At 47.6% G+C, this 313-nt stretch carries 1 protein-coding gene; it reads right to left on the minus strand.

Translation table 11 applies throughout. The features are described from left to right. Positions 1–313 (minus strand): sortase family protein (locus LFYK43_RS12400; RefSeq protein ID WP_124978601.1); only part of this gene is annotated, 313 nt, incomplete at both ends.

Raw genomic sequence — 313 nt, forward strand, 5'->3', positions numbered from 1 at the left:
ACATCAGTCGCAGAAACCACGTGCTGCCGGGAAATTCGGTACTCATAGATTCCTTTGTCATTGGCCAAGTATATTTTTTGTCCGTTCAGCCAATCGTTTTCTTGCACCGTGCCGTCTACTATGTATGGCTGATCTTGATGCAAATTTTCCTGCAACTGGCTAAACCCAGTCTTGCCATCGTAAAAGTTATGACTGGCTAGTCCATAATTTCCCTGCCCCATGCGCGGCTTGAGCTTGCCCTGAGGATCAGCTTGACTGCGATTAGCATAATCCGCCCCGGCTGCGAGCCCTTTTTTAGAATAGGCATCATTAA

The organism is Ligilactobacillus salitolerans (assembly GCF_003864415.1).
Lineage (GTDB): Bacteria > Bacillota > Bacilli > Lactobacillales > Lactobacillaceae > Ligilactobacillus > Ligilactobacillus salitolerans.